General features: G+C 38.3%; 20 protein-coding genes. 3 read left to right on the top strand and 17 right to left on the bottom strand.

Annotation, left to right across the window (positions count from 1 at the left end; all coding sequences use genetic code 11):
* Positions 1 to 141 precede the first annotated feature (141 nt).
* Positions 142 to 975 (top strand): deoxyribonuclease IV, encoded by an 834-nt coding sequence (gene nfo / locus HMPREF9010_RS02425; RefSeq protein ID WP_008651372.1) that lies wholly within the window; start codon positions 142 to 144, stop codon positions 973 to 975.
* 176 nt (positions 976 to 1,151) lie between these two features.
* Positions 1,152 to 3,104 carry an LruC domain-containing protein gene (locus tag HMPREF9010_RS02430; RefSeq protein WP_032852920.1) on the top strand — a complete coding sequence of 651 codons (1,953 nt, stop codon included), beginning with the start codon at positions 1,152 to 1,154 and terminating at the stop codon, positions 3,102 to 3,104.
* Between the two features lie 85 nt (positions 3,105 to 3,189).
* Here HMPREF9010_RS02430 and HMPREF9010_RS02435 read toward each other — a convergent pair whose 3' ends face one another.
* From HMPREF9010_RS02435 to HMPREF9010_RS02500, 14 genes are all read right to left on the bottom strand, one after another.
* Positions 3,190 to 4,761: a ClC family H(+)/Cl(-) exchange transporter gene (locus HMPREF9010_RS02435; protein ID WP_008651370.1), complete on the bottom strand. Its 1,572-nt coding sequence runs from the start codon at positions 4,759 to 4,761 to the stop codon at positions 3,190 to 3,192.
* A gap of 90 nt (positions 4,762 to 4,851) precedes the next feature.
* Positions 4,852 to 7,608 (bottom strand): outer membrane beta-barrel protein, encoded by a 2,757-nt coding sequence (locus HMPREF9010_RS02440; RefSeq protein WP_004319867.1) that lies wholly within the window; start codon positions 7,606 to 7,608, stop codon positions 4,852 to 4,854.
* Between the two features lie 48 nt (positions 7,609 to 7,656).
* The gene (locus HMPREF9010_RS02445; protein ID WP_008651365.1) at positions 7,657 to 8,217 is read right to left on the bottom strand and encodes a hypothetical protein; all 561 of its coding nucleotides are present in this window, start codon (positions 8,215 to 8,217) and stop codon (positions 7,657 to 7,659) included.
* Positions 8,218 to 8,250: 33 nt separating this feature from the next.
* Positions 8,251 to 8,595 carry a hypothetical protein gene (locus HMPREF9010_RS02450; RefSeq protein WP_004305697.1) on the bottom strand — a complete coding sequence of 115 codons (345 nt, stop codon included), beginning with the start codon at positions 8,593 to 8,595 and terminating at the stop codon, positions 8,251 to 8,253.
* A gap of 4 nt (positions 8,596 to 8,599) precedes the next feature.
* A complete protein-coding gene (locus HMPREF9010_RS02455) occupies positions 8,600 to 9,139 on the bottom strand; it encodes an RNA polymerase sigma factor (protein ID WP_004302175.1) in 540 nt (179 codons plus the stop codon).
* Positions 9,140 to 9,303: 164 nt separating this feature from the next.
* Positions 9,304 to 9,816: an RNA polymerase sigma factor gene (locus HMPREF9010_RS02460; protein WP_008651363.1), complete on the bottom strand. Its 513-nt coding sequence runs from the start codon at positions 9,814 to 9,816 to the stop codon at positions 9,304 to 9,306.
* Positions 9,817 to 9,844: 28 nt separating this feature from the next.
* The gene (locus tag HMPREF9010_RS26230; protein ID WP_050428306.1) at positions 9,845 to 11,464 is read right to left on the bottom strand and encodes a DUF1080 domain-containing protein; all 1,620 of its coding nucleotides are present in this window, start codon (positions 11,462 to 11,464) and stop codon (positions 9,845 to 9,847) included.
* Positions 11,465 to 11,550: 86 nt separating this feature from the next.
* The gene (locus HMPREF9010_RS02470) at positions 11,551 to 12,513 is read right to left on the bottom strand and encodes a VOC family protein (RefSeq protein WP_149964963.1); all 963 of its coding nucleotides are present in this window, start codon (positions 12,511 to 12,513) and stop codon (positions 11,551 to 11,553) included.
* A 7-nt stretch (positions 12,514 to 12,520) separates the two neighbouring features.
* Positions 12,521 to 13,519 carry a sugar phosphate isomerase/epimerase family protein gene (locus HMPREF9010_RS02475; RefSeq protein WP_157453735.1) on the bottom strand — a complete coding sequence of 333 codons (999 nt, stop codon included), beginning with the start codon at positions 13,517 to 13,519 and terminating at the stop codon, positions 12,521 to 12,523.
* Positions 13,520 to 13,558: 39 nt separating this feature from the next.
* The gene (locus tag HMPREF9010_RS02480; RefSeq protein WP_008651355.1) at positions 13,559 to 14,710 is read right to left on the bottom strand and encodes a putative NADH oxidase; all 1,152 of its coding nucleotides are present in this window, start codon (positions 14,708 to 14,710) and stop codon (positions 13,559 to 13,561) included.
* A gap of 57 nt (positions 14,711 to 14,767) precedes the next feature.
* Entirely contained in the window at positions 14,768 to 15,712 is a 945-nt protein-coding gene (locus tag HMPREF9010_RS02485) for a sugar phosphate isomerase/epimerase family protein (RefSeq protein WP_008651353.1), read from the bottom strand.
* The gene (locus tag HMPREF9010_RS02490) at positions 15,703 to 16,539 is read right to left on the bottom strand and encodes a sugar phosphate isomerase/epimerase family protein (protein ID WP_008651351.1); all 837 of its coding nucleotides are present in this window, start codon (positions 16,537 to 16,539) and stop codon (positions 15,703 to 15,705) included. Before HMPREF9010_RS02490 ends, HMPREF9010_RS02485 begins: the two co-directional genes overlap by 10 nt.
* A 4-nt stretch (positions 16,540 to 16,543) precedes the next feature.
* Entirely contained in the window at positions 16,544 to 18,016 is a 1,473-nt protein-coding gene (locus HMPREF9010_RS02495) for a divalent metal cation transporter (RefSeq protein WP_050428304.1), read from the bottom strand.
* Between the two features lie 11 nt (positions 18,017 to 18,027).
* Entirely contained in the window at positions 18,028 to 19,209 is a 1,182-nt protein-coding gene (locus HMPREF9010_RS02500) for a Gfo/Idh/MocA family protein (protein ID WP_008651346.1), read from the bottom strand.
* A gap of 192 nt (positions 19,210 to 19,401) precedes the next feature.
* On the opposite strand from HMPREF9010_RS02500, the gene HMPREF9010_RS02505 reads away from it, so the two are divergent.
* The gene (locus HMPREF9010_RS02505) at positions 19,402 to 20,490 is read left to right on the top strand and encodes a LacI family DNA-binding transcriptional regulator (protein WP_008651343.1); all 1,089 of its coding nucleotides are present in this window, start codon (positions 19,402 to 19,404) and stop codon (positions 20,488 to 20,490) included.
* A gap of 318 nt (positions 20,491 to 20,808) precedes the next feature.
* On the opposite strand, the gene HMPREF9010_RS02510 is transcribed toward HMPREF9010_RS02505, so the two are convergent.
* The 3 genes from HMPREF9010_RS02510 to HMPREF9010_RS02520 are packed head-to-tail and all read right to left on the bottom strand — an operon-like array spanning position 20,809 to position 26,017.
* On the bottom strand, positions 20,809 to 21,162 hold the full coding sequence (locus HMPREF9010_RS02510) for a hypothetical protein (protein WP_008651341.1): 354 nt from the start codon (positions 21,160 to 21,162) through the stop codon (positions 20,809 to 20,811).
* Between the two features lie 50 nt (positions 21,163 to 21,212).
* Positions 21,213 to 23,006, bottom strand: coding sequence for a RagB/SusD family nutrient uptake outer membrane protein (locus tag HMPREF9010_RS02515; RefSeq protein WP_008651339.1), 1,794 nt, complete (start codon positions 23,004 to 23,006; stop codon positions 21,213 to 21,215).
* Positions 23,007 to 23,017: 11 nt separating this feature from the next.
* The gene (locus HMPREF9010_RS02520) at positions 23,018 to 26,017 is read right to left on the bottom strand and encodes a SusC/RagA family TonB-linked outer membrane protein (RefSeq protein ID WP_008651336.1); all 3,000 of its coding nucleotides are present in this window, start codon (positions 26,015 to 26,017) and stop codon (positions 23,018 to 23,020) included.
* Between the last annotated feature and the right edge of the window lie 548 nt (positions 26,018 to 26,565).

The raw sequence follows: 26,565 nt of genomic DNA, 5'->3' as shown, positions 1-26,565 counted from the left end.
TTTTTTATAGAGAATAAAAGATAAAGAACAGAGTATAAAGTACATGATCCTATGAATTGTAACCAAGAAGAGTTCTCTCTACAAACATATACTCCTTTAAAAACGTTATATTTGCAGAGTAAAATAAATTAAGAAAGAACAATGAAATATATCGGAGCACATGTTAGCGCCTCTGGTGGCGTAGAGTTCGCACCCATTAATGCGCACGAAATAGGAGCAAATGCTTTTGCATTATTCACCAAGAATCAACGTCAATGGGTAAGTAAACCTCTAACAGAAGAAAGTATCAGTCTCTTCAAAGAGAATTGTGAGAAATATGTTTTCCAACCGGAATATATCCTTCCACATGACAGTTACCTTATCAATCTGGGGCATCCGGAGGAAGAGGGACTTCAAAAAAGTCGTGCCGCTTTTCTGGATGAAATGCAACGTTGTGAGCAACTTGGATTGAAGCTTTTAAATTTCCACCCCGGTAGCTCTCTCAATAAAATATCAACAGAAGATTGCCTGTCGCTTATTGCAGAAAGCATTAATCTCGCTTTAGAAAAAACAAAAGGAGTAACAGCTGTTATTGAAAACACAGCCGGGCAAGGCAGTAATTTAGGAAGCGAATTCTGGCAATTGAAATATATCATTGATCGGGTAAACGATAAGAACCGGGTAGGTGTTTGTCTCGATACCTGCCATACCTATACCGCTGGTTACGATATTGTCAATGAATATGATAAAGTATTTGATGAATTTGATAAAGAAGTCGGATTCAACTACCTCCGTGGTATGCACTTGAATGATTCTAAAAAAGCATTAGGCACCCATGTTGACCGCCACGACAGCATTGGTAAAGGATTGATTGGCAAAGCTTTTTTTGAAAGATTAATGCAAGATTCCAGATTTGATAATATACCGTTAATACTCGAAACTCCGGATGAAAGTAAATGGAAAGAAGAAATTGCATGGTTAAGAAGTATGGAATAAAAGATTAGAAAATACAAGTTATAGAACATATTTTGAAAAAATATTCAACTATTTTATGGTTGTGTTGAATATTATATATATCTTTGTACCCGTAAGCCTTTGAACTTCAAAGAACTTACGGGTTTCTTTTAAAAACAAAACGAACTAAAGTATCGCATAAACAAAAACTATTAGATATGAGAAGATTTTGGTTAGCATGCACAATGGTAATTGTAGTGGGTATAAGCAGTTGTGTGGATAGTGATAAAGACTTATACCAAGAAGCTCCAGGGGCAGAAATTAACACCTCTAATTTTTCTACTATACAAAAAGTACAAGTAGAAATTGATTATTCCAATTCCGAATCAAGAGTTCCTTTTTCCATTTATGATGGAAATCCATTGATTGAAGGTGAAAACACCACCATTCTAAAAGAAAACGTTCAGGCATTAGATGGTGCATGGACAGATGAACAAGGTAAATTCACCGCAACGGTTGAATTGCCGGCTTATGTATCTAATGTGTATATCGTTTCTACATCACCTTTTGCCAGACAGGCAATCCCTGGAAAAATAGTTAACGGTGTTTTGAAAGTATCAGACACAGATGAACAACTTACTACCAGAGCATCCTACAGAGAGTCAACCCGGTTTGATAGAAATCGGTTTAATAATCTAGGTTGGAATACTAATCTCGGTTCATTCGACGATCGCAGTGGAGTTATTGATTATGCTTATAAAGGTAATGATCCTAAGCTCACTTTAAGTAAATCTGAAATGAACGAATTACGTACTACTGTAAGCAAGGTGTTGAATACATTAGGAAGTTGTCCAGAGGAATATCGTACTCAAGCCGACTTATATGTAGAGGAAGATGAAACAGCCGTAGTACTAACTGCATTAAGAGGATGGACCTGTTGGAACAGTTCATTAGGCTACTACTATTACAGATACGATCAAGCTCCTGCCAGTCTGAAAGACGTAAAAGTATATGCTGTATTCCCCAATACTCAAATGACCTGGAATAATGGAAGCCTTCAAGCCTCTCCCCAAGGTATAAAAGAAGGTACAGCTGTACAACTAAAATATTTTGATGATCCGGAATATCCAAAAGGCAAGAACTTCCCCAAAGGATACTACATTGGTTTTATTCTCGCTTGCAACGCATGGAACACCTATTTTACAGGTTTCAACAGTTATACTCTAACCGAAGGATTTTATGCTAGTTCCACAAAAGGATTTAGTACTAAAGTTAATAGCGGTATAGATGTACGTACAGCTATGTTTAAAGATAAAAACAGTAACATTGCTATCGCCTTTGAAGATTTCATGGATGATCAGAATTTTACAGATGTTGTATTCTCATTAAAAGCCAATCCTGAAATCACTAATGTTCCTCCTGTAGATGAAGACTTAAATACAACTATTGAAAAGACAGGTGTATACGCATTTGAAGATGAATGGCCTAAAGCTGGTGATTACGATATGAATGACGTATTGGTTCAGTATACTTATCAAAAAGTATTCAATATATTCAATGAAATCTTAAGCGAGTCATTTACATTTAAAACTTTATATAATAAATCGACTGTATTCACTAACGGATTAGGTTTCATTCTTTCAAATGAGGGAAATGCACAGTCAACTGAATACTTTATTAGAAAAGAAAATGAAAAGGACTTTACTGTAGCTTCGGGAGCTGACAAATTTACTCGTGAAAGCAATGCAATCATATTGACAGATAATGTTAAAACAAACCCAAATGCCGAATATAAAGTAACATTCAAATACGGAGATAAAAACTCGAATAAAAAGCAGGAAACATCAATCGATGCATTCATATACCGTCCTAGCAAAGAAGGTAATCGCTTGGAAGTTCATTGTCCTATGAAGAAACCAACTTCTAAAGTCGATACTTCTCTCTTCGGACAATATGAAGACTGTTCTAAACCTAATGAAGGCATTTACTATGTATCGAATCAAGAGAATATTTATCCTTTTGCATTCTATTTGTCAAATGCCAATGCTAATGATATTGCAGAACTAAAGAACTTCGATAAAAACGAGAAGAAGTCTATCAGCGAAATCTATCCTAAATTTATAGACTGGGCTAAATATGATACAAACGCCGATTGGTATAAGAAAAAATAAGTACTTAATATACTGAAACAAGAATAGCTGGAAGAATTTCTCTTTCAGCTATTTTTGTATATATCAAAGGATAAGAGCCAGACACTTAATAAATATTCGCCATACTGACTAAAGGTTCATACAGTTTCTCTATATCCTGCGAATCCATCTCTATTTGCACCTGATCGCCGGGCATTAATGTCTGCCCTTTAGGAGGCAAATTCTTCCGGTCACGATGAACATTAATTATCACACAACGCTCCGGTAAACGAAGTTCATCTACTATTTTCCCGTCTAAATAAGAGCCGCTCATTATTTCTACAGACAATGTGTAACGCGGTTCTTCCTTAAATGCAGGCGAATGAATCATATCGTCATACAAAATAACATTGAACGGTTTGATTTGAAGCATTTCCGTAAAATAATAAGTTAATCCTCCTACAACAATAGAAGGATAAAAGACTTCCAAATGCCCCGTAATCTCGGTTATTAGTACAATAGCTGTCAAAGGGGTACGGATTACTGCAACAAGGAATGCAGACATACAAATCAACATGATATAACTAATATTCTCATAAGCAATAACACCCTGTTGAACCATAATTAATCCCACTATTTGTCCAAGAAGTCCTCCCGTCACCAGCGTCGGGATAAAACTTCCTCCCGGTAAACCCGAAGAAAAAGAAAAAGTGCTAAAAACAAAATGCAACAACATCATGCCGACAATCCAGAGAATATGCGTGTCCGGATGCATAGCTTGTGATAACAAGAACTGTTCCCCTCCTCCGGTCAGATTAAACTCAGCCATAGAAATCAGAAAAGCGATAAAAAGCAAATACAACATCTTCACGTATTCCGGATGCTTAATAGCAGGGTAAATACGTTTCACCTGAAGAGTGGTGACAGAAAAGAACTTTCCAAAGACAGAAACCACTGCTGCCAGCAAAAGAAACAATTTCACTTGCCCCCAGAAAGTCATCTCCGGTACAATAGCATCAATATGAAAATAAGGATTGATCGGGAAAATCCAACTGGCAACTCCACCTGCCACTACTCCTGCCAAAAGAGTGGTAATAGCTGTTTTAGGTGCATCGAACCGCTCGATAGATTCGATCGCCAACAATGATGAAGCCAATGGGGCAGCAAAAGCAGCAGCTAACCCGGCACCGGCGCCGGCAGACAATAGTTGTTTCCGTTCACCACTAAGCACCCTCCCCCATTTGGATACCAAATATCCAACATACGAACCTATTTGCACGGAGGGACCTTCACGCCCCAAAGACAATCCAGTACTTAATGCAAGTATTCCACCTACAAACTTTGCCACCAATTCCAGAAAAGGATGTTTATAATCAACCCTGCCATTGATAACTCCACGTGTTTGCGGAATACCCCCACCGGTAATAAGCGGCATTTTCTTTACCAACCAGGATACGAATACAAGTATTCCCCACATCAAAAGAAAAAGAGGTATGTACCAATACCATTTGGGACGAGAATCAAAGAAATCGTGACGGAGATTAAAGAAAAACTGTAATAGGTAATGATAAGGCACAGCCACAAGTCCTGTCAGTAATCCTACGAAGATACTGACAAAGTATAGTCGGGCATCAATCAACTTCAGTTTAAAAATGCGCCAACGACCTTTATCTTTTATCATTTTTATCAGTCGAAACATTCAGCCAGCCTTACATTGTTTTTATACGTAGGACATACAACAATCAAAACCCTGCTGTGGTTTTCAAACTAATGAAGATTTAATTTCTAATTATTTTCCCATCATATTCAAACGAAAGATAGCATGCACCATAAAGTAAGAACCCAGTGCATTATAATCAGTGTCACGAATGGCAGTAGCGGTTATCGTGCGTATCATAGAAATGTCCTGATGAAGAATATCATATATTTTGAAGCGGATTAGTAACTGTTTCCTCTTCAAAAAGGCTTTTGACAGCTGACAGTTCCACATGAAATTTGCTTTGGCATAACCCTCATAACCATATCCGGTACGAAGGAAATAAGTCAGGTCATTATATAACTCCATCCCCCAGGGAAGATAAAGCTGCAATTCAGTTCCTGCCTGATAATCAAAAGTTTCAGTACGTTTCTCCCGTACGTCATTATAAGAATTGTTATAAGTCAGGCCAACAAGCCCTGTAAGTTCCATTTGGCGGGTACGATAAGTAATCCGTAGACGTTCACGTCCCGTTAAATGCTGTACGGAAGTTTTCACCGGTTCTTCTTTATTCAAGGTTGTATAGCCATTCTGATTCCGATATTGCAGATAGGAGTAAGTACGAAATATCCAGTTACGATTCTTAAAAGGGGTATTGAGAGAAAAAGAACCCATGGCCCGCCAATTACCATTCATATTGACCGGAGATGTAGTTCGTACACCGGTTTCACTATCATAAGTCACCTGATTAGTTACATTGTTAATGGTATTCTCGAACAAAGCGGTAGCTACCATATTTCGCTGATATTTGGTATTATAAGAATTGAAATTCAGCGTAAAAGTATTCATATATGAAGGCTTCAACGAAGGGTTTCCGACACGGATATTCAAAGGGTTGGTACGGTCGGTCACAGGTTGGAGATCACGTATATTAGGCTGTTTCCCTTTTCCCCTATACACAATTTGCAAACGGGTGCGTTTTGAAAACTTATAGCGGAAATTGACAGTAGGCGAAAAATTCATGACCGATCTTTCCAACTGATCTTCGGGAGCATCACTCAACAATGAATGGCTAACAGACTTTTGAGGTTCAAAATCAACACCAATATTATAATTATACTTCTTTTGTGAAGTACGTATGGCAAGGTTCACTAAGTGATTACTGTATTGATTTTCAAAACGGTTACTAGAGTCTTCATCAAAGTCAGGAGCAAACTCTTCCAGTTCCTTATCCCAGTCATAGACAAAACGATCCGAATTGTTCACTCTATACTGATAGCTGTAACGAAGTTGCAGGAAATGCCGCCACGGCAATGGTTCTACATACACCAGTTGCACCCGGTAATTATAGCCGTCAACATCATCCTCTATTTTCTGATTCTGAATCTTCTTCGTATTATTTTTGAAGTACCGGGTGGTGGAAAGGCTCTTTCGGTCTGTAGCTGAAGCATTAGTACCATAGTCTACCTTCAAAGCAACATTTCTCCCCAAACGACTCAATTTCCGGCTAAGTTGCAACATCATCGTCAGATTATACCGGGAATTATGATTGGTGCCGGAGGACTCTCTTTCATTCAACAAGACATCATTCCCCCACCCTTCCTGAAAGCCACTATTCTCTCTGTCATTGGCTGAGAAACGATATTGAGGACGGAAAATCAATGTAGTAACAGAATCCATTTTCCATTCAAGAGAAGCATTGGCTACCAGTTCGTGATTCTGTTGTCGGCTATGACTCGTGCCCAGATTGATTGATTTATCTTCCCGGAGAAAGTTGTCGACTGTGGTACGGCTATCTTCCAAACGATCGGTGCCGACATATTGAATATTTGAACGTAATTTAACGCGCTTCCAATCATAAGTCGCATTAAGCCCCAATGAGCGGGAGGTAGTCAGTCCCATCCGGCTACGGATATTGCCTGTTGAACTGGAAGATTCATTCTGTAATTCCGAGAATCCCTGGTTATTGGTATTATTCAGATTCCCGATAATGGTTAATTGAGAGTTTTCACGAAAACGGTTCAAGGTATTGGCTAATTCATAACGGTCTTTACTTCCATATCCTCCCATAAAATTCTCCATCCAGCCCCGTTTCATATTTTTTTTCACAGACAAGTCCAGAATCATCTCTTCCTCTCCGTCATCTATTCCCGTAAGACGTGCCAAATCCGATTGACGTTCATACGCTTTTAACTTCTCCACCATCTCCACAGGAAGATTTTTAAGAGCAGCTTTCGGATCATCAGAGAAAAACTCTTTACCGTCCACCAAAATCTTTTTTACTTCCTTGCCATGTATTAGCAACTTACCGTCTGCATCTATTTCACCTCCCGGAAGCTGTTTTACCAATTCTTCAAGCATTGAGCCTTCGGGAGTACGATAGGCAGAAGCGTTGAATACCGTTGTATCCCCCTCTGTCACCGCCATTGGAGCCTGCCCTACTACCACTGCTTCATCCAAAGCATAACTTTCCTGAGTCAGATTTATATCCCCCAATTCGTAAGAAGAGCTTTTGCTGGAAATGGAAATGGGATGAAAAACCTGCTTATATCCGACATATGACACCTGTAATAATAAAGACTTCGCTTTAATTGCATGATTAGGAATGGAAACGGAAAGTTGAAATTTACCGATAGCATCCGTAGCGCCGCCGCCCAACAATGTACTATCCGGTAAAGCTAAAAGCCGGACCGTAGCAAACGGTACCGGCTGATAGGTTTCAGTATCAATCACACGACCGGAAAAACGCTCTTTGCCGGACTGAGCAAAAACAGTCAAACTAATCAGTAACAAGACATAACAAGTAATCAAACGGTACTGAAAAGAATAAATATGGCTGTCTATGTTCAAATTGTGTTGATTTAGTAAAATAAAACTATAATAAAATAAACCTAATATTTATTTCTGGTCCGGACGTGGAGCGCGAGATCTTTGCCCCTGGTGATGTCCCTGTCCCGGTTTCTGTCCTTTTCTTCGGTCAAACTCTTTCTTAAACTTATTAGCATTCATCTTCTCCTGCTGATAAATCTTCAAAATCTGCTTCTGCGAAAGTATCTTGCTGAATTCATTGTAATACTTTTCACGAACATCCAGCATTTTACGGCTTTGAGTAAACTGGTTCCGTAACATGGTCGCAATCTCGTCATCAGTCATGGACGGACGTTCTTTCTTAGCATTAGCATCTGTCCCTTGTTTTTTCGCTTTTTCAGTTCTCGGTTTGGACATCATACGACATTCGCGTAAATCTTTCAGATATTTCTCATAAACCGGAGTAAACTTGGCAGCTGTTGCATCATCCAGCATCAGTATTTTTACCATCTGGCTAGTCTGCATCTGCACCATTTGTTCCGGTGTAGGACGCTGTTTTCTCTCTTTGTTATCTGTATTCTGTGCAGACAAGGCCATTTGACTTCCCATCAAGAGGACAGCCAAAATTACATAAATAAATTTAGTCTTCATAATCTTCACGTTTAAAAATAATGATTGAGTTACTTAATTCAAAAATATATCATTTTCAGAGAAGCTGACGAGCTCTTCCAACTCCTCATCCGATAGTTCTTTAATCCATTTATCTACAGATTCTGTACCATTAGCTAATACTTTCGAAGAAGACGTTTTCACCTCATCTGCCTGTCTCAAAGATGGAACAAACAAAAATCCGATCAATACTGCCGCCATGGTAATCACCGTAGAAATAATCAGCTTCATGTGAGATTTCCGCTGTTGCTTCACTCCGGCGCGTTCCATCACCTTTCGTTGCACATCCTCGAAGAATCCATCGGGGGTACGGTAAGGTGTCCGTTTACCAATATCGTCAAAATCAAAATCCTTTTTCATCATTCTATCTGTTTAATATATATTCCTTAATCTTCTCTTTCGCATAGTGGTAATTCACTTTTAGTGTATCCACTTTGCTATCCAGTACACGGGCAATCTCTTCATATTCAAGTTCATCGTAATAACGTAAGTTGAATACAAGCCGTTGCTTTTCAGGCAAACTTAGAATGGCCTCCTGAAACTTCACTGCCAGCTCATTTTCATAATCAATATAATCGGAAGCCTTCAACTTGCCCATCAACTCTTCCTGAACATCTTCTGCAGAAACAACTCCCTCATCTTTACGACCGTTCAGCAAGCGTAAACTCTCATTCGTGGCAATCCGGTAAATCCAGGTTGACAGTGAACTTTCTTCGCGAAACTGATCGATATGCCGGAACACCCGGATAAAGACTTCCTGAAGCACATCCTCCGCATCTTCATGAGATACGACCAGTCTACGGATATAATTATATATCGGTACCTGAAAAGAGTCCATCAACATCTTGAATCCCCGTTCGCGATTCGAGGCACAAGCTTCACGAATTTTATTCTCGTTTATCATCAATTCTTTTTCTGAGCTTTATTAGTTAGAACGAGGAAGAACGAGGAAGTTAAATACAGGAATTCGCATTTTGCATTTATTAACAGGCACGAATAAAAAAGTCGAAATAGGATATAACCTATTCCGACTCTTACATTTCTCTCTCTATTTTAATATTATACTTATCATTCAATATCCAAAAGAACCTTCAATTCATCTTTTAAGCGCTTACGAATAAAGAATAAACGATTCTTCACTGTTCCTATAGGCAAATCCAATTTTTCTGCAATTTCTCTATATTTAAATCCGGCTACATACATCTGAAATGGTACTCTCAATTCATCAGGCACAGAATATATCACACGATAGAGCTGCTTGATGTCATAAGATAACTCAAAACGATCACTATCTTCATCTTCGATTAAACTTTGCTGAAAAACAGTATAGGTCTTATCAATAATATTCATTTCACGCACCATACGCCGATAGTTACTTATAAAAATATTACGCATGATAGTATACATCCAGCCTTTCAAATTATCAGCATACATAAACTTCTCTGAATTATTTAGTGCTTGCAGTATACAATCTTGTACTAAGTCATTGGCAGAATCATAGTCAGAAGTCAGCTTGTATGCAAAGTGATAAAGATCCCGTTCCATCTCCACTATATTCTGAGTAAAATCCACTTTCTTCATTGCCGGATATGCAGTGTCGGTAATTACTTTACTCAACGACCCAGATATTTCTAAATTCATAAGCAGTCCCATGCTCTTGGAGATAAATAGGTCCTAATGGTCCCAGAGGGGTACGTCCCCCAGCTGCTCCCTTGATAAGACCGAGTTCATAATCTTCATAAATAGGCATACCATTCATACTCATTGATACTCGTGCATTAGCTATCTTTTCACCTTGCTCATTAAAACGTGCTGCTTTATATTGAATATCCATCGTTTGCCATACCATTGGAGGTAGTGCATAATTAAATTCAGGCTCTTTTGAATTTACCAAATTACCAAAGGTGCCACATGGTGCTCCTTTACCCTGTCCCCATGAATCTTTAATATTAAACTCATAACGACTTTGCATATACACACCGCCATTCGTCACTTCTCCCAATAACCGAAATTCTAAATGTAAGTGTTTAATATCTCCATAATCTTTCTTCGTAATAATGGACTGTTTGCCGGGAATCATGCGAATATTACCAGCGGGGGTCAATTCTACTGACTGATCTGCGTCAAAACTCCACTTCAGCCACTCTTTCTTAACTAATCCTCCCCATGCTTTCAGATCATTGCCGTCAAATAAAATCTCTGCATCTTTTGGAGCAGGCATATTCAGAGTAGGAGATTTGCGAACGACCAGTCTGCCGGAAAAATCCAATCCCTCACCTTTTACTTTCAAGATTCCTTTCTCCACAGTAGCATTATATCCTTGTTCATTAGAGTAAGTTATATGATTTCCACTAACGGTTCCTGTTAATACAACGAAAGGTGCAGCATTTGCATAAGGAATCTTGGAAATATTCAATTTATATTCTTTTGTAGTCTTGTCTATATAAGACTGTGCCAAATAATTTGTCCGATCATCCTTCCATTCACCAATAAACCGATCTACAGTTTCCCCTGTTCCCGCAGGGTTCAATCCTAAATCCTGAATACGTATATTTCTGAAACGTACTTCCATCTTTTTATACTCTTTCAACCAATGTACTTGCAAACCAATAAAACCATTTGGTGTCATATAATCGACCATTGAAGATGCGAGTACTCCATTAATATAAGTCCGTATTCCATCTTTATGAGCTTCGATCCGACCTTTATTCCAGCTGTTCGGTTTGAAAGCAGCACGTGCTTCAGGATTCTCTGTCAAATTGTTCAACCATCCTCTGCGCTTTTCGTCATAAATTCCTCCTGTCCAACTTCTTGGTTCTTTCCCCGAAGGTATTATCTGCCCCTTTGCATCCTGATTACAAGGTTGTGCCGCATACTTGGTAGTCCTATCCGGATCTATCTCAAATTGATACCCACGTACCAAACCATCAGAAAATACTCCCCTGAACTGCACCCCACTATTCAGACCCTCATCTGCCAGAAATTCAAACTCTAAATTGAAATTACCATATTCCTTTTCTGTACAAAGGAATGTATTATAATTCTCACCACCAGTCGAAGTGGTTCCAACAATCATCCCTTTTTCTACTCTAAATGTAGCCTTATCTCCTAACACTCTCCATCCATTTAATGTTTTTCCATCAAACAGATTAATCCATTTACCCTCTTCCGCCTTTAATGTGGAAAACATTGCAGCAGCTAGAAATATAAATAACAAAACTTTTTTCATAACTTATTTTTTATAGTGTGTATACATTAGAAACGATTATTTCTCATTTGAATGTCATCAAAGATATATTATTCTTCGATAACTCCTTATTTATCCATAGGAATATATTTCATCAATTTGCCTTTGGAGGATGGAGCGGGAATTCCATCAAAAGGCTGTTCTTCCATTATTTCAATTCGTGTATCATCAATCAAGTAATAATTAATCTGCCGTTTTTTGTTAAAACCAGCTTTAGGCGGGGTTGGTACACGTACTCCCTCCGGCTGTACTCTACCTGCTAACGTGGCTTCAGCAGCATATATATCTTTCACCTCCAAACAGATATGGTTCATAGAGCCCATACGTTCCCAAGTAGGTTCTTTATCATAAAGCATCAGTTCAATCGTCTCATCTCCTTCGGGTACTTGAAGATGCACCCATTTGACTTTATCCGGATTACTACCTCCCCGCCAAACTTCTTTAAAACCTAATACACCACAATAAAATTCGACAGCTTTGTCAACATCGGCCACCATAAAACCAACATGACTCATACGGGGTGAAATCCTATTCTCTGATAAATCTTTACCTTTTTTAGCTGCCATCATTCCTTCTGTGCCATACTGGACGATTTCACATATTGTGCCATTCGGATCTGTTACAAAATAATTCAGATTACCTGTTCTACCTTTCGGAGTATGATCGGGAACTTTATACCCTTTCGATTTCAAATAAATTCTCATAGCTTCCGCATCAGTCGTTTCTACAGCAAAATGATACATACGATTAGATTTCTCCTTGCGTTCGGGGAAAACTTCTATAAATTGTCTTTCATTAATCTTAAAAACAGATAATGAGACTTTACCTTCCGCATTTTTTAGAGTTATCGTTTCATCATATCCCAAGAAATCTTTTAAATAACTGCGGGTATGTTCCAAATCCTTCGTAAAAAAAGCGGCATGAGCTACTCCGGTAATAGGTGGACGTTGTGGTGTCTGTCCTTCAACTTTTACCGTTCCGCATATTCCTAACAAAGCACACAACAATACAATTAATCTACTTTTCTTCATAATATTATCAATTTGCAAATTCTTCTTCAATGGCTTTACGAACTTTTTCTATAAATTCCGGAACCAGCTTAACCGGTTCGTATGGACGTCCCGGCACAGACAACGTTTCTACAGGCAGATAACCACGATAACCCACTTTACGTACCATCTTCATGACTTTTTTTAAATCAAGAGGCTGCATACTTTCTCTCCCCAAAGCACTCTCCTTTATCTGCCAATTAATAGCATAGTCCAGACACATCTCCATATCCCTATAGGGATCTTCCGTATGAAAATAGCCAGTATCAAGTATCAAGCCGAACCAAGGGTGCTTTACTGCCTTCAATACTTTTACAGTTTGTTCTCCGGTAGCCATCATGTCTCCATGATTTTGTACACCCACCATCACCCCTTTACTCTCTCCATACTTTGCCACTTCTTTGAAACAAGGAATCATCCAGGAAGCAACTTCATCCCATCTATCTTCATATCCCTTAGGAACAGGTCCTGAAAATACCCGAAGGACAGGAGCACCCAGTTTTGCTGCAACATCGATCCAATCTTTTACACGCTGTACGTCTTTTGCACGAGCCGCCGCATCAGGATTAGCAAAGTTATTCATTATTCCCGTACCCGAAATATCAACTCCTTTACGAAAAGCATATTTCTTTACTTCATAAATATATTTATCAGTCGGTACATCAGGATAACCGACAAAGAAATATCCTGTAGCATCCAAAGCATCAATCTTATTAGCTGCACAAAAATCAATTAAATCAAAAAGCGTCATAGGATCATTCGAACGCCCTTTAATATAATCATTCAAATTCTTAGTAAATGAATATGCATTCAAAGCAACTTTCACATAAGAAGCAGATGTATCAAATTTCTTAAAATGTTCGATAGGCGCACCTGTTGGCCTGTTTGTATTGACTGTTTTATTAGATTGACGTCTACCTTGTGCAAAAATGCAGCCTATTGACAGTAGAAGTAGAGCAGCAATCAGTAATAATCTATTTTTTATCATGGCATTACAATTATTTATATAGTATTTCCACTGGTATTACTAAAGATTTTCTTTCCAATATTTTTTATAGTATTCATTAAATATAATACATCCTACATTTATCTGTTTCAGCATCATTTTTGAGCATCCTGAACAAGCTAAACAAAAATTGATTCTTTCTCCATTCAATAGTTTCTGCGGCGTCAAGGGATCAGCCAACGTTTGTCTTCCCCAACCGATAAAATCAGTGTAATGCTTCTCCAACATTTCATCTGCTACAGAAAAAGCACGTTCGCGCAAGATAGAATAGGCAGAACCTATTACTTTCATCGACGAATTTTTCAAGGCGTTTTTCACTTCTTTAGTATAGCGCAAATGATGCAAATACATTAATTCAGAATTCTGAACAGGACGAGTTAAAATCGGAGTTTTTGCAGGAATACCTGCAGAAACATTCACATAATCCATCTGTAATGAATCCATCAAACGAACAAGCTGGAGTGATTCTGTTAAGTCTTCAACCAACTCATCCGGAGCAGAGGTACCACAACACCCTCTCACCCCCTCGTATACTGAAATACGGCTACCTACTATAAAATCAGAAGTTTTGCGCCGGGCTATAATTTCTCCAATACCTTCGCGAAGAAAGCGCGTACGATTTTCCCAGGCTCCTCCCCATTTATCAGTACGAACATTTGCCGGACACAACATTTCGGCACCCAAATAGCCATGACAACATTTATAATCAATCCCATCCGCACCAGCTTCTTCCGATAGCAACGAACAAGTTATAAAATCATCTTTAATCTGCTCTATTTCATCAGAGCTAAGTAACCTCCCTTCCGAAAACGGAGAAACAGATACCTGCTCCGAAAAAACAGGATTACTAATAGAGCCGGAATGAGTAATTTGAAATAAGAGAGTCACATCTGGATTTATAGCCTTTATCTGGTCAACAAGCTTTTTGAATCCATCTAAGTTTCTATGATTCATCACCAAAGCGTTTTTTCTCGCCAATGAGCCTGAAGTTACAGATATTGCTTCTACAATAATGACTCCCCATCCACCTGCTGCCAACTTTTTATACTTATCTATTGTAAGCACTGATACAGCCCCTCCCAAACCACTGGAATTACCTTCCATAGGTTGGGCAACCCACCTGTTTTGAATAATCCGATTACCTATTATTCCTTTTTTAAATAAATTTTCCATTTCTGTTATTATCTACAAGAAAGCCCAATCTGACAACCCAACGCACAGCACTTCTTTTCAAAAAGCAGAAGCAATAGCCTGTCTAACCTCATTAATAAATCGGGGAACCTGTTCATAAGGATCATACTTACAAATTCCGGTATTCAATGTTTCTACCGGCAAATAACCACGATAATTATGTTTGCGTATAATTTGCATGATTTTTTTCAAATCAGTTCTCACAGATAAGTTCCACCCAAACACACTCTCCTTCAACTGCCAACTAATTACATAAGGCATCAATTTATCCATATCAGCATAAGGATCCTCACTAATTAAATTACCTGTATCAAGAATTACAGCTACCCATGGAGAATCTATCTTTTTTATCATCTCAATAGTCTCATCAGCAGTCTTTAGCATATCCGCATGGTGCTGTAAACCTATCATAATCCCATATTTACCAGCATGAACAGCACATTCTTTCAAACATTCGACTATTTGCCTTACAATTTCTGGACGTTTTTCTTCCGTATATCCTTCCGGTGGAACTCCCGAAAATACTCGGATAACTTCAATTCCCATTTTGGACGAAGCTTCAATCCAGTTTTTTATCAACTGGACAAAATATTTTCTTCTTTGTGGATCCGGATCTGCAAAATCATTCCAAACACCAGTTCCGGATAAATGAATATTACGTTTGCGAGCATATCTTTTAATTTCAAATAGATAGTTATCAGCAGGAACATCCGGATAACCGATTAAATAATAAGCCGTTAAGTCTAGTGCTTTAATATTGTGCAAAGCACAGAAATCGATTAGATCAAAAACAGATAATCCGCCACCTAATCCTTTTGCATAGTCTATCAACTCATCATTAAATGAAAATGCATTCAGTCCTACTTCTACCTGTGGTTGATCTACCTTATAATCTTTTTGTAAATCGAACCGTGGAACTATTTTTTTTCGAGCCGGAATATTCTCAATCCTCCGTTCTATCTTAGCATCTGTCTCTATACGCATACTATATTATATTTATTACAAAAGGCTTTTACATTTTCTAATGCAGCTTTCAGCTGTTCCGGCTTTGTCTCTCCACCAAATTGTCCTCCAGAACTCATATGAGGTTCTAAAGTCACAAAACCTGCATATTTCATAAGGGACAATTCCTTTATCAACTGTTCGATCTGTCCATCTCCCTCACCCGGAAGACTACCAATGTCTTTACTGCCCAATTTCCAATCTTTAATATGTATATGAGTAGTATACGACTTCATCAATGGCCAACATACCTCCACATTGTTCACAATGTCACTTCCCCATACAAAATTGGCCGGGTCGTACGCAAGAGACAAATGTTCAGAATTAACAGTAGATGCAATATCGACACAGTTTTGCGCACAGTATCCGTAAATATGAGATTCATTTTCATGTACCATATTCACTCCGCCACCTCTTAAATATTCAGCCTTTGCTGTCATACGCTCCATCACTTCATCCCGATACCGGTTTACATCTTCTCTCTCGGGTGCATAATAACTAAAGACCCGAATCAACTCAGTATCTAAAAATGAAGCAACATCGACAGCATGCTTAAATTTATCAAAATGGGGAGAGAAAGGCTGATCCAAACCGTACTTGCCAATCGGTGAGGCAATGGCGCTAACGCCAATGCCACTATCCGATAACATCTGTCTAACCTCTGTCAACTTTTCCTTCGAAATATCCAATATATTGATTCCATCTAAAAAGCGCAATTCAATATACTTGAGTCCCACCGAATGAAAAAAATCCAATTGCTGCTTAAAGTTCACATAAACTTCGTCTGCAAATCCACTTAACTGAACCATAGTATTAGAGTTTTGTAAAATATGTAGGTGCTACTTTCACTAAATAATAAACGACACTGATCAATGTTATAGAAATAGCTATAATCATACCAGTATTCCACCAAAAACGTCTGCCACCACGAGGCATATCGGAACGCATGTACTTTTCACTATTATTCAATAAGAAAAAGCCGATATATGCCACAGGCAATAAAATCAATGCAATGGCTGATGTAGGAATAGCAATCCATGTACCCATTTTACTCCAAAGTATAGCACCCAAAAATCCCGGTACGGGAACTAATGTAGCCAATTTGTACTTCCAGCCAGTTTCGGGTAATTTAAATATCTCGCAAATTGCAAAACCACAAACTACCATATGAAGTATTATAGCATTCAGAGACATACCAATAATCCCCAAACCAAAAATCAAACGGGATACTAATGCCGGAAGACCGGCTGCTTCCAACATACTCGCAGCTTTAATCGGTGAAATAGAGGTTTCACCCGGCGCCAGAGTGATCGTAGCTCCTGCAGCTATTATCATCAAAGAGGTTGCAATGGTGTATGGAATCAACATTCCTGTTATCAAATCAAACTTTGCCAATCCGGAATACTCTTTTGTCCAACCTTTTTTCAGGAAAGAATATCCAAATAAAAAAGTCATATTGATACCGACAGCTGCACTCAACGATGCTATAAAAATCTGAATGCCTTGTGTATCTCCTGGAATATTTAAATGAAATCCACCTTCCATAGAAAAAGGTAAAAATCCTCTTCCCACAGCAGACCAGTCTATTCCATTGCCACTGAAACTGCAAACTACAACGACTATCAAAAATGAAAGAATAATAAACCAAACAATACTCTTGATTATATTCTCAAAAACCTTGATTCCTTTACTTCCTTTATTATAATTCCAGACAATACGGCATGCCACACACAAAACTATCGCCGCAATTCCCAGCAACGCAGCAGTTTGTCCTGCTGAACCATCTTCCAGTTGGAACCCTCCGAATGCCTGTATCAAATCAAGAGTCATTCCTGAAGCTAGAGAATATTGTGGAAAATGCCAGATCATGGTCGCAACGATCGTACACAAAGCCCATGCCCACGCAATAACCGGACTCACATATTTCTTCATTGCATAGAAAGGGCGTTCTCCCCTGCACATGGTCTGATGAGCCAAAGCCGATAGCATAATAACCCCAATTCCCATAGCAACAGGTTGTACCCACAATAACTGGTATTGTGCATGTGCGCCTGAAAACAAAGAAGCCATGGCACTACCTCCTCCAAGAGTCATAGCGCTTTGCATCCACCCTGGACCCGATTTTGAAAAATACCATTTAGTACGTTTCCAAAAGCCCTCATTTTTTAATCCACGCAATTCCGCTACTTCTTTCTTCACCAATTCTGACTTCCCTTCCAGAGAATTATAGGCAGCAGAAATTTCATCACTCGACATCGATTCGTATATACGTTTATTATCTTCCATGGTTTATATTATTAAAGAATAGATATTTCGACTTCAGTACCATTTTTCTCTGCTGAAACATAACTTGCATATAGTGTAGACATAGTATCAGCAGCCAACTTGCTATTACTTTCTATCGGTGTTCCATAAGCAGCAGCATTATAAAACGCATTTAATTCGTGTTGATACCCCAAAAACCAGCCTTCGTCCGGAGATATTTGCGACCATCCCTGTTTGGTCTCGGTCTTTTCCACGACGTAAATGTCATCAAAATATTTCTCATCGGGAGTGTATGTTTCCATAGTATTGTTATGACTCATATTACACAATGTACGATGATTGTTTGCATTGACACGAATCCAGTTATTAGTACCGCCCAAACTTAGTTCATTTGCTATAACATCGGCAATCGTACCATCCTCAAATACAATATGGACAATTGCGAAATCTTCCACATCTTTATAATGAGTTTTCAAATATCCCCGATCATCGAAATTAGGTAAACGGGTAATGGAATGCACGCGGGCAGAAACTGTTTTCGGACGTATAGGTTCGCCAAACCGGGTTCTTCCTTCCACATGTTTGAAATAAATAACAGCAGTCAACGGATGACAACCTTTTCCTATCAAAGAACCGCCACCAGAAAATTTCCATTCACCATAAGCCAAAGAATGTGAACCCGAATGAGATTGTTCCCCATTCATCCACAAAATCTGCGCTTTTGATTTTTCAATTATCTCACGTTCCTTTTGTACGGGAGGAGCATACACCCAGTTTTCAGCATACATAATCCGCCCAGTACTAATTTTTTCAGCATCCAACATTCTTTTGATACTTTCTACTGTTTTCTGAAGTCCTTCTTCACGCGAAAATTTTTCCCCGCTAAAATCCTCTGTACCATCGCCAAAATAACCCGTGAATGGTTTTTCTACAATCACATTCTTATTCTTGGCTAATGCAGCGACTACAATTTCTTCATGTGTCACCGGTGGAGTACACACATGAATAACATCAGAAGCATCAATCAATTCTTCAAGTGTATCAAAAATTGCCATATTTCCATGGACTGCAAACTGTTCCGCCTCTTGCCTAGCTACAGAAAACACACCTGCAATCTCTACTTTCGCACTAAACACATGTTGTAACGCATTGTAATGAAAGCGTGCTGCAAACCCGGAACCAACAAAACCTGCCTTTAAAATCTTCTTTTCCATCGTATCTCTTTTTATTGTTTTTAAATATATCACATTCAATTCTGTGTACGTCCACAAATATATTTAGTTTTTTTTGAAACACAAACAATATCTATAAAAAACTACGTATTTTTTTCATTTTATATTTTACTATTACCTTATATTGGTTATCTTTGCAATATCAAAAAAGTTTTAAAGAAGAGATTTATTCATATGGCAAAGAAAATTAGAATCAAAGACATAGCAGATTTAGCAGGAGTTTCAGCCGGAACAGTTGACCGTGTTTTACACAACCGTGGCAATGTCACCGAAGATAAGAGAATTAGAATAGAAGAAGCTCTGCAAAAAATGAATTACACACCCAACATTCATGTTTCTGCCATTTCTCTTCGGAAAAGCTACAAATTCGTTATTGCCATTCCTAAATCCAGCGCAGGAGAATATTGGTCCTTTGCCGAAAAAGGAATTAATGCAGCTCTAGAAACCTATTCTGCAATAGATATTCAATGCGAGTTCTGTTATTACAACCATTTCGACCTTTTTTCATGCAGAACTTCTTTTGAGCAAGTTATTCAGCACGAACCGGATGCCGTAATTATCGGCCCCACCTTCAGAGATGAAACTATCTACCTGGCCAATCAACTTTCAGACATGAATATTCCATATATATTTGTTGACTCCACAGTAGAAGGGGCCAGTCCGTTGGCGTTTTACACAGCCAACCCATACACATGCGGATATCTCATTGCGAAATTAATTACCCAGATTACTCCTAAAGACGCAGATATCGCTCTTTTTCAAGCCATACGAGTTGGGGACGAAAGCGCCAATACCACTATTCTAAGAAAAGCCGGTTTCATGGCTTACTATGCGGAACATAAACTGCAGAATAAATTGTGTCGCGTTAATTATTCAGCACAGGACAACGAAAAAAATGAAGATTTACTGAAAGACTACTTTATCACAAACCACAATATAAAAGGAGCGGTCATATTCAACTCCAGAGCACATGTCATCACTAATTATTTCAAAAGACATAAAATCCGCGACGTCAAATTTGTCGGAATAGACTTAACAGAAAAAAATGCAAAAGCGCTGGACGAAGGTTATCTTGATTTTCTCGTAGAACAAAGAGCCGGACAACAAGCTTACATGGCAGTAGAAACACTTATACAATATTTAGTTTTTGGGAAAAGCGTGCAAAACAACAATTATATGCCAATGGATATTATTGTAAAAGAGAATGCCGATTTATATAAAGAATCCAGTGCGGCAACTTTATTTTTCAACACCCAACGGTAGCAATGCAATTACAAGACTTTACATTTCTGGTAACCAACAAGTACACAGCCATTTACGACCACTAAAATACTCAAGCATTCTCATCGTTATGAGAAAAAATTCTCACCGCAATGAGATTTTTTTCTCATTGCAGCGAGAATAACCCCAGTCTTATTAATCCTTCTTACAACAATCATTTGAAACAAGAAAATATGAATAAGGCGTGAATTGATACAACCCACACCTTATCCAAAACCTCTAAAACACTAGAGCTTTCTATCCACATAAAGTTCAAGAAAACTCTTCTTTATGAAATTTAAACTTAATCTTCAAAACTCATCACTTAGTCTTTTCTTTATTCTTATTACCACCTTTCTTCTCTTGTTTATCTCCAGTTTTTCCTTCGCCTTTTTTCGCTTTTTCCGCAGCTTTATTATCCTGATATTTTTTATACTGCTCCACCGTCAATATTTCTTTCAGTTGAGCATCCACCTTACCACATTGATCTTTAGGCTTCGAGTATATCACCAGAATTTTATCCTTCTGTTCTTGAGTTAACCCCAACAAAGCATCCAGTTTCTCTACCATTTTCTGCGCCTTTTCTTCAACACTTTTTGTCTTCTGCGCAAATGTAAACACACATGCAGAAGATGCAAACAATAGGCATAACGCCAAAATAATACTTCTCATCATTTTTTAATTTTTTAGTAAATAATTTATTAAAACCAAGTCTCATAATTCTATCATTCACTCGCTGATGTATAGCCCGGATTTTGCGGCATATACAAAGTACGATTAGCATCAATAACAGTTTGCGGTATCGGGAAGATAGTATCTCTTAAAGCAAAGTTTGTTCCATCGATGGGATTATATGCTTTAATTCGAGGATACATAAAATCCTTACCTCCCATACGAAGCAATGTATATCTACGATGCTCCTCTAACAACAATTCCCTACTACGCTCATCCAATATAAAGTTCAACCGCTCTTCTAAAGAAGCCCCTAAATCAGCAACTGTAATTGTTTTTGCATTAGCCCTGTCTCTTAATTCATTTATATCACTAACCGCTGATGCTAAATCGCCCAATCTAACAGAAGCCTCTGCCCGTAGCAATAATGTCTCCGCCAACCGCATATAAATTTGAGAAAAATGAGATTCCGTATTCTCCGGATAACCAACATCACAAAAAGCAAATTTCAATGGATATGGATGATTATTAGACGTAACCTTAGTATCACTCAAGTTATTATAGTCATATCCACCACTTGTCGTTTTAATTGATGCATCTTTCGACGCTCCAATCCAGAGTTTATCCCCTATTTTCCACGGACGTCCTTCTGTAGCGTTCATAATATCATTACCATTACTATCCGTCAGTTTATCGGCATCTGTCAACACAAAGTATTGACCAATTGCATATTCATTTCCACGCTCATCAATCTGCCCGTTAGCGGGATTCGCATCTTTACTCGAACTGTAATATAACAATAACGTATTTTTCAATATACTCATCCGATGCCATCCACGTCCACCGCGCTCCTCTGTATAACCCAGTGTTAATCCATCCGCACCTTTCCATTTTGTATTTCCATAACGCAACGTAGATTCATGACGCATAATATTCTCACCGCCGCCAACAATTCCTCTTGCCCACTTCAACTCCCACAAAATTTCCGGATTAGAACTATTTATATTTTCAGGTTGAAACATACCCATAAAAACAGACTTGTCCGTGCTATGCTTACTCCTCTGAATAGCATATGGCCCTTCTGTAATACATTTATTTGCCCACTTGTATGCAGTTTCCGCATCACCAAGCGCCAAATACATCTCCGCCAAATAGGTCATCGCCACTCCTTTACTCACCGTTCCCGTCCGGGATGGAGTCCACGGCAAATATTCCGCTGCAAATTCCAGATCTTCAATAATAAAACGGCGTACTTTCTCAACAGGCTCCCGCACAAAATCCGTACGAATGGCATCCGTAGATTCCGTAGTAACAATCGGAACCGCTCCCCATAAATAACTCAAATGCCGATATGCCCATGCCCTGAACAACTTGGCTTCAGCTATTACTCTATAATACTGATTGTTTCCGCTTTTATCATCCCAATTAATATCAGAATACGGGGCCCTGTCCAAAATTGCATTGGCTGCATTTATAGTCTCATAGAACCACAAAAAATATTTATCAAAATCTTTATAAGAAGGATGATTTGCCACCCCCCAACTATTCAACATTCTATGCACGTTTCCCTTATTACTTCCCGTCGACATATTATCAGTACCAATAGTAAACAGTACATTACGCAAATCAACCGTACCAAAATTAGTTGTATAATTCATCCCTTCAAATTCTTTTCGCACTTCCGCATACAACCCATTCAGTCCATTTTCATACCCCTCCAAACTTGTATAAAGCCGGTCTGCCGTATATAGATGCTTTGGTTCTTCATTCAAAAGATCATTTTGACAAGAAGAAAATCCCAACACAGCAATTAATCCCCCAAACAGGGCATATTTTCCTTTTTTCATATTATTAGTATTTAAAAAGCCAGATTAATACCAAATGAATACTCACGACTTACCGGAATTGCACGTTGAGTATCGAACTCCGGATCCATACCTTCCCATCCAGTCACCGTCAACAGGTTCTTTCCTGTAAAATAGATCGCCAACTTGCTCAATCCCATTTTCCTAATAATTCGGGTTGGAAGTGTATAGGTTAGTGTTATATCCTTAATTCTCATAAAGTCCGCACTCTGATAGCTACTTGGACTTATAGATTTATTCGCAATATATTTATTCGCATTTTTCTCTGTACTCCAATATTCATTAGTAGGATTATCCACAGTCCAGAAATTATGATTAATCAAATACGTCTTATCTCTAAATGGATTAGCTTTAGTTGACCCCGAAACTCCATACAACAACACAAATAAAGAGAAATCTTTATATTTCAGCGTATTCGACAGACTCCAAGTGAAATCCGGCTCGGAAGAACCCAATATTTGCCGGTCATCCGGATCTATCTCACCATTTTTATTAAGATCTTCATACTTCGCATAACCAGGCTTAGCACCATATTTAGCAGCCTCTTCCTCTTCACCCAACTGCCAGGTTCCAATAATTTTGTAATCAAAATTACTTAATACCGGATGCCCTATAAACCATTTATTAGTAATATCCGATAAACCATCCCCATACAGTTCCTTTATTTTATTATCATTCCACGCCAAGCTAAGTCCCGTATGCCAGGAAAAATTTTTCAATGTAACATTGTTTGAACTCAAAGACACCTCCAGTCCGCGATTTTCCGTTCTACCTATATTCTGCATAACCTCTCTAATACCATGTACCGAAGATATCGTACGCTTCAAAAGCAAATCCTTATTCATATTTTTATAAAGATTTAATTCACCGGTAATTCTAGAACGCAAAAAGCCAAAGTCCAATCCTACATTATAAGATGTCATCACTTCCCAACCTAAATTAGGAGATCCAATAGTGCCAGGAATATAGCCAGGAAGAGGAGAACTCCCATTTGTATATCCATTATCCTCCATAATAGGAAGAGTAGAATAAGGAGATAATCCGCTTTGACCATTCTTCCCAACCGACAGCCGAAGCTTCAAAGTATTCACGACATCCTTCATAGAGGCATAAAATTTTTCATTATGAATATTCCACCCCAAAGCCATGGAGGGGAATGTTCCCCAATGCTTATATCGCCCTAATGTAGAAGACGCATCACGTCTCACAGTTGCCGTAAACAAATAACGGCTATCATACGCATAATTAACACGCGCCATATATGAATGTAAACGAGTCTTATCATTTTTAAACGGCTCCACTTTAACTTCCTGCGCATCATGAATACCGTAATAAGAGCGATCATCCCCACTGAATCCTTTAGCTGTAATCGTTGTCCCCTCTTTATGACTCTCTTCAAAACTAAAAAGTCCAGTTAGAAACAATTCATGCTTTTGAGCAAACGTATGTTGATAACTCACAATATTTTCTACCAAATAAGAATATTTCATGGTATTAACCATTTCTCCCTCTCCACCAAAAGCCCCACTCTTCTTCGTATTAGAACCTTGATACCAATATTGTTTTCCAGCACCATATTGAACATTCGTATTCAATTTATACGAAAGCCCTTCCACACCCGGAATCTTAACTTCCAGGTAATTTGTAGCCGTTAGAGCATAATTCACATTCAAATCGTCATACAAATAACACTCCAAAGGATTAACTTTAGTGTCCTCACCCGTTGGATTTATGTTAACCGTCCCATCATCATTGAAAGGTTTTGCAAGCGGAGATTTATTAAACACATCCACAAAAGGCGGCTTAGCTCCGCTTCTGTCAATATACGTCCAGCCGACACTATTTCCCATACGAATCCATTTGTTAATATCCGTCGTGACATTCAATCTAGTATTCAATCGTTTATATTCATCATTTATCACAATACCATCCGTACCCAAATAGGAAGCATTAAAATTAAAACGTGTATAATCTCCACCACCGGAAACCCCCAATTTAAAATTCTTGGTATGACCTGTTTTGACAATCAAATCTTTCCACGACCAATCCTTATAAGAACCGCTCTGATAAACTGCCTTTTCAAAATCAGTCAACGCAGCATCTTCATCATTAGCATCATCATTCGTCCATCCATTCTTATAATTCAGATATTGTTCACCATTCATCAAATCCGGATAATTGGCAACCTTCTGTATTCCATAAAAGCCATCAAAGGAAACTTTAATTTTTCCCTTAACCCCCTTCTTTGTTTCAATCAAAATAACTCCCGCCGCCGCACGTGCACCATATATAGCAGCCGAAGAAGCATCTTTCAACACATTAATGCTCTCTATTTCATTAGTCCCAATTTCAGAAAGACTTCCGTAATAGGGCGCACCATCCAATATTATCAATGGCTCATTATTAGCACTAATAGAATTTCGACCCCGAACCAGCATAACAGTTCCACTACCCGGATCCGCTCCTGCAGCTTGCGACATTACATTCAATCCAGGAACCGCACCCTGCAACAACTGGGAGATATCCGTAGTTATAGTATTTTCAATACGATCTTTAGAAACCGTAGCCACCGACCCCGTCACATCACTTTTTTTCTGAACACCGTAACCAACCACAACAACCTGATCCAATGCTTGCGCCTGCTGCGACAGTTTTACAATCAATGGTTCATTTCCCGCACAAGCTATTTCCTTTGTTTGATACCCAATATAAGAAAAGACGAGATTATACACTTTTCTCTGCTTATCTATAAGCAAAGAAAAATTCCCATCAACGTCCGTTATAGTTCCCGTCTTTATTTCCTTGAATGTTATGTTCACTCCGATCAGAGGTTCATTCGTGTCACTATCCAAAACAACCCCTTTTATAGCCCGCTCCACCTTTTTCTGTTGAGCACCAGCCTCCACATTCGCCCACGATATCAAAATTGCCACACACAGCAATCGAATCAGCAGACAATCTGTTTTCCATAAGTGTATTAGCCTGTTTTCCATTAAATAAAGATTCTTAATGTTTTAATAAAATATTCATTTCCTATACAAATCCAAAACCTTCACCTTCGAATCACTAACCATCATTAAGCCCTCTGGCTGCATTTTTAAGTTACAATCTCTTGATTACGCCTGAACAGTGTGCACGAACACACACAAACGAAAGCAAAAGTTGTGTATTTGTGTTGCAAATATATGATTTTATTTGAAACCAACTATATTTTTGCTATTATTTTTTTTCACCAGATTAATTAAAACGCAGAAAGAAAGACGATAATACTCTATATATCAACAAACTAAACAAACATATTTTTTCTTAAATAAAAATGTGCACGAACACAGAACACAATAAATATAGCAGTACATAAGACACCAAGAATCAATTTAAAGCATGCAAGATATAAAAAGAATAAGGAGAAATAAAAAAAGATCCGAAAGATTTGGCTTTTAAATATTTATCCATATCTTTGCAGTGCCTGAATATAATACACAGTAATACACAGTCGCAGTGTTGTTGCATTACTCCTATTATAAAAACCATTCATTAAGCC

The sequence above is a fragment of the Bacteroides sp. 3_1_23 genome, assembly GCF_000162555.1.
GTDB lineage: Bacteria > Bacteroidota > Bacteroidia > Bacteroidales > Bacteroidaceae > Bacteroides > Bacteroides ovatus.
The sequence above is the reverse complement of the archived record's forward strand: the minus strand, read 5'-3'. Positions and strand labels throughout refer to the sequence as shown.